This is a genomic window from Segeticoccus sp. (assembly GCF_035708005.1).
In genome coordinates this window covers 1-5,523 of the sequence record NZ_DASSTI010000171.1, presented here as the reverse complement: position 1 = coordinate 5,523, position 5,523 = coordinate 1, and the positions used below count along the sequence as shown (strand labels likewise).

Sequence of the window (5,523 nt, the reverse complement as noted above, 5' to 3'; positions counted from 1 at the left end):
GCCAGCGGCGCCCACAACGTCTCGCCGAGGCCGAAGAAGCCGAGCCCCGCGACGACCAGCGCCACGGTGAGCCAGCCGTCGACCGCTCCCGACAGCGCGATCACCGCCCAGGAGAGCGACCACGTGCCCGCACAGAGGGCGAGCATCGCCGACCGGCGGCGCCCGGCGATGAACCGCAGCGCGACGAGCTGCCCGAGCACGATGGCGGCGGTGTTCGCGCCGAACGCCCAGCCGAGTGCGCGCGGCGGCATTCCGGCGACGTCGACGGTGAAGGCCGCCAGCCCCGCCTCGACCTGCGCGTAGCCGAACGTGATGACGAGCACCGACAGCCCCACCACCCGCACCAGGGTTCGGTCCCGCAGCACCGGCCCCCACCCGGGCTGCGCCTCCTTGGCCGGTGCCGCAGCCGGCGCCGACCCGGTGCCCCGCGGCAGGCTGACCAGCACCGCGATGTAGGCGAGGTAGGACAGCGCGTCGATGACGTAGAGCCGTTGGAACGACGAGACGTCGCCGACGTGCACGAGCACCGAGCTCACCAGGCCGCCGACGCCGAGGCCAGCATTCATGAGCATGAACTGCAGCCCGTAGGTCTTCTCCCGGGCCGGCTCGGGCACCAGCCGGGTGAGCATCGCCGTCGTCGCCGGGTAGAGGCCGACGGTGCCGAGGCAGATGAACGACGCGACGACCAGCGCCTGCCACGTGGTCTGGACCAGCGCCAGCGAGCCGACTCCGATGGCCTCGGTCACCAGACCGACGAGCATCACCGGGCGTGGGCCGAGCCGGTCGATCAGCGTCCCACCGAGGGGCGATCCGACGAAGCCGAGCAGTCCCATCCAGGCGAACAGCAGGCCCACCGTCGAGGTGGGGATCCCGCGCACCTCGGAGAGGTAGACGTAGAGGAACGGCATGGTGAGTCCGCTGCCCAGCGCCGAGAACGCCACGCCGACGAACAGCCGCCGCACCAACGGGTCCAGCCGGGGCACGGGGGTCGCAGGCTGGCGCTCACCCTCGGTGGTCGTCGTCGTGGTCACAAGGCACAAGGATCGGTCATCAACCACCCTTGAGGTCAATGGGTTTTCGCGGTATGCCGGATGCTCGCCGGCCGCGACCGCGTCGCCTCCTGCTCAGCGCACCTTGTCGATGACCAACGGAAGCAGGTCCGGGCGGGAGCCCGCGGGCATGATCGTGACCGCACCGTCGAGTGCCTCCAGCGCCCGGCCGAAGCGCTCCGGGGTGTCCGTGTGCAGCGTGAGCACCGGCTCGCCCGAACGGATTTCGCTGCCCGGCTTCGCGTGGATCTCGACCCCGGCGGCAGCCTGCACCGGGTCCTCCTTGCGGGCACGGCCGGCGCCCAGGCGCCAGGCCGCCACCCCGACCTTGAGCGCGTCGAGCTGGGTGACGACACCGTCCCCTTGGGCCAGCACCTGGTGCGTCTCCTTGGCCGTGGGCAGCTCCGCGTCCGGGTCGCCGCCCTGGGCGCGGACCATCTGCCGCCACACGTCCATCGCGCGTCCGTCCTTGAGCGCGTCCGCCGGGTCGACGTCGTCCCTGCCCGCGGCGGCGAGCATCTCCCGAGCCAGCGTCACGGTGAGCTCGACCACGTCGCCGGGGCCGCCACCGGCCAGCACCTCCACCGACTCGCGCACCTCCAGGGCGTTGCCGGCGGTCAGTCCGAGCGGGGTCTGCATGTTGGTGAGCACCGCCACCGTCGTGACGCCGGCGTCCTTGCCGAGGGCCACCATCGACTCGGCCAGCTCGCGGGCGTCGTCGAGGTCCTTCATGAACGCACCCGAGCCGACCTTGACGTCCAGCACCAGGGCGCCGGTGCCTTCGGCGATCTTCTTGCTCATGATCGAGCTGGCGATGAGCGGGATCGACTCCACCGTGCCGGTGACGTCGCGCAGCGCATAGAGCTTCTTGTCCGCCGGCGCCAGCCCCGCGCCGGCGGCGCACACCACCGCCCCGACGTCCTCGAGCTGGCGCATCATCTGCTCGTTGCTGAGGTCGGCACGCCAGCCCGGGATCGCCTCCATCTTGTCGAGGGTGCCGCCGGTGTGGCCCAGACCGCGGCCGGACAGCTGCGGCACGGCCACGCCGCACGCGGCGACGAGCGGTGCCAGCGGCAGGGTGATCTTGTCGCCCACACCGCCGGTGGAGTGCTTGTCCGCGGTCGGTCGCGACAGGCGGCCGAAGTCGAGCCGCTCACCCGTGGCGATCATCGCCTGCGTCCAGCGGGCGATCTCCGCACGCTGCATGCCGTTGAGCAAGATGGCCATCGCGAGCGCCGACATCTGCTCGTCGGCGACCGCGCCGCGGGTGTAGGCGTCGACCACCCAGTCGACCTGCTCGTCGGACAGCACGCCCCTGTCGCGCTTGGTCCGGATGACGTCCACGGCGTCGAACGGTTCACTCATGCCCCGATCCTGCCCCATCGACGGCCCACCCTCGGACATCCGACGGCTTGTTGTTGAAGGTTCGCGGTTACCGGGAGCCTCGTCCCTTCAGCAACAACTCCGGTGATGCTCGCCTCCCCCGAAACCTTTTTGCTGGTGGGGGGCGAACCGCGGTTCGCCCTTCACCAGCAACAAGGTCGGTGGGGAGCGTCAGATGGCGAGACGAGTGTCCGGCATACGGGACGGACGTGGCATGCTCGGGAAGCATGAACGCTCCAGACCCGTCTCGCGGCTCCCGCGACGCCGCCGCTGGACCGGCGCAGGGCTCCCGCGCGCCCCGCTCGCTGCCGGAGATCCTGCGGCTCGTCGCCCTCGACACCACCAGCCGCAACTCGAACCTCGAGCTGATCGGCCTGGTCCGCGACCAGCTCGCCGAGCAGGGCGTCACCGCACACGTCCTGCCCAACGGCGACGGCCGCAAGGCCAACCTCGTGGCCACCATCCCGGCCCACGACGGAACCACCGCTGGCGGCATCGTCCTGTCGGGGCACACCGACGTGGTGCCGGTCGACGGCCAGGAGTGGAGCAGTGAGCCGTTCGAGGCCGAGGTGCGCGATGAGCGACTCTACGGCCGCGGCACCTGCGACATGAAGAGCTTCCTCGGGGTGGTGCTGCACACGGTGCCGACCCTCCTGGCGGCGAAGCTGTCGGAGCCGGTCCACCTCGCCTTCTCCTACGACGAGGAGGTCGGCTGCGGCGGTGGCGCTGCCTTGGTCGAGGCGCTGCCCGGCCTCGGGCTGAGCCCGCGGATCTGCATCGTGGGCGAGCCGAGCAGCATGCGGGTGGTCGCCGCCCACAAGTCGATCAACCTGGTGAACCTGCACTTCCGCGGTGTGGCCGCCCACTCGTCGCTGACCCCGCAGGGCGTCAACGCGATCGAGTATGCCGCGCGCGCCATCGCCTCGATCCGTGACATGGCCGACGAGTTCCGCCAGAGCGGGCCGTTCGACGACGCCTACGTCGTGCCGTCCACGACCGCCAGCGTCAACGTCATCGAGGGCGGCATCGCCAGCAACACCGTCGCCGAGCGGTGCGACGTGCAGCTGGAGTTCCGCAGCATCAGCGCGAGCGACCCGGCGCAGATCGTCGACCGGATCTGCCAGCGCTGCGCCGAGCTCGAGCAGCAGATGAGGGCCGAGAACCCGGCGGCGTCCGTCGAGGTCGAAGTCGTGGCGCAGGTGCCGGGACTGGACACGGACGGGGCGAGTCCCGCCATACCGTTTGCCGTGGAGCTCGGGGGCACCCGCTCGAGCGACAAGGTCACCTACGGCACCGAGGCCGGGCTGTTCCAGGCCGCCGGCATCGAGACGGTCGTGTGCGGCCCCGGTGACATCGCGCAGGCCCACGCGCCCAACGAGTTCATCGAGCTGTCGCAGATCGAGCGGTGCGAGGAGTTCCTCGCCTCGCTGGTCCGGCGCCTGGACACCGGCGATGACACGGCCGCGGGCTCCACCACCGAGCACGACGGGGAGTCCCGATGAGCGTCGACACCCTCGGCGTCGAGCGCCTGACCCAGCAGGAGCGCGCCCGGGCCCGCCGCGCCGTCGTCGCCTCGTCGATCGGCAACGCGCTCGAGTGGTTCGACATCATCGTCTACGCCTCGTTCGCGGTGGTGATCAGCAAGCTCTTCTTCCCCGAGGGTGAAGGCGTCACCGGGCTGCTGCTGACCTTCGGGACGTTCGCGATCTCCTACCTGATCCGCCCGCTCGGTGCCGTGGTGCTCGGCGCCTACGGTGATCGCGCCGGTCGCAAGAAGGCGCTCACGCTGACCATCTTCATCATGATGTGCGGCACCGGCCTCATGGCGATCGCGCCGACTGCCGGGACGATCGGCGCCTGGGCCGGTCTGCTCATCGTGGTGTCCCGGCTGCTGCAGGGATTCTCGGCCGGGGGCGAGTTCGGCACCGCCACAGCGTTCCTGGTCGAGAACACTCGCCGTCGCAAGGCGTTCTACGCCAGCTGGCAGGTGGCGACGCAGGGCGCGTCGATGTTCCTCGCGTCGGCGTTCGGCTTCGTGCTCAACACCTACCTGTCGCAGTCGCAGCTGGAGTCGTGGGGCTGGCGCGTGCCGTTCCTCTTCGGGCTGTTGCTCGGTCCGACCGGGCTCTACATCCGGATGAAGATGGACGAGACGCCGGAGTTCGTCGACACCGACAAGGTGAAGTCGCCGCTGCTGGCGACGTTCAGCGAGCACACCGTGCGGCTGCTGAGCGGCGCCGCGGTCGTGGGGCTCGCGTCGATCTCGGTCTACCTCATCCTGTTCATGCCGACGTTCGCGGTGAAGAGCCTGCACCTGCCCGGCTACGCGGGCTACCTCGGTGGCATCGTGAGCGGGATCGTCACCCTCGTCGGGGTGCCCTACATCGGCAGGTGGGCCGACCGGGTGGGCCCGGTGGCCATCATGCTGTGGTCGGCCGTCGCGGCGATCGTGCTGATCTGGCCGTTGTTCCTGGTGCTCATCGCCCACCCGAGCGTGGCGGTCCTCACCATCGTGCAGGCGGTGCTCGGCGTGATCATGGCGCTCTACTTCGGCCCGCTCCCGGCGCTGCTCTCGGGCGCGTTCCCGACCAGGGTGCGCACGACCGGCCTGTCGATCTCCTACAACCTCGGCGTCACGCTCTTCGGCGGTATCGCGCCGCTGGTGCTCGCGTGGTTGATCGACCGGACCGGGTCGCTCTACTCCCCCAGCTACTACTACGTCACCGTGGCGGTCATCTCGCTCGCCGGGCTGCTGGTGCTGCGCAACCGCTTCCGCCTGCGCTGACCGCTGCGCGTCGACACGGTCGCGCGGCGGCGCGGCCCAGGCAGCCGGGGGCCGAGCACCCAGCGATCTCGGGGCTTTCCCGCCAATCTCGGGAGATTACTCCCGAGATTGCTGGGAAAGTCCCGAGATCGGCGGGGAAGTACCTAGATCGGGGAACCCGGGGGCGGGCTCAGCGCGAGGCGGCGCGGTGCTCGTCGAGATCGGCCGCGCCGAACGCGTCCGGCAGCACCTCGGTCATCGGCCTGACCCCCGACGGCGTCATGAGCAGGCAGTCCGGTCCGCCGTGCTCCCAGAGCAGCTGCCGGC

4 protein-coding genes are annotated in these 5,523 nt (G+C 70.6%); 2 read left to right on the top strand and 2 right to left on the bottom strand.

Features of this window, described 5'->3' with window-relative positions:
- On the bottom strand, window positions 1-1,031 hold a 1,031-nt coding region (locus VFL99_RS16380; RefSeq protein WP_325107425.1), incomplete at its 3' end, for an MFS transporter.
- Between the two features lie 93 nt (window positions 1,032-1,124).
- Window positions 1,125-2,414: a thymidine phosphorylase gene (locus VFL99_RS16375; RefSeq protein ID WP_325107424.1), complete on the bottom strand. Its 1,290-nt coding sequence runs from the start codon at window positions 2,412-2,414 to the stop codon at window positions 1,125-1,127.
- 245 nt (window positions 2,415-2,659) lie between these two features.
- Between VFL99_RS16375 and argE the strand changes: the two genes are divergently transcribed.
- Window positions 2,660-3,934 carry an acetylornithine deacetylase gene (argE, locus tag VFL99_RS16370; protein WP_325107423.1) on the top strand — a complete coding sequence of 425 codons (1,275 nt, stop codon included), beginning with the start codon at window positions 2,660-2,662 and terminating at the stop codon, window positions 3,932-3,934.
- The gene (locus tag VFL99_RS16365) at window positions 3,931-5,217 is read left to right on the top strand and encodes an MFS transporter (RefSeq protein ID WP_325107422.1); all 1,287 of its coding nucleotides are present in this window, start codon (window positions 3,931-3,933) and stop codon (window positions 5,215-5,217) included. Before argE ends, VFL99_RS16365 begins: the two co-directional genes overlap by 4 nt.
- Window positions 5,218-5,523: the final 306 nt, after the last annotated feature.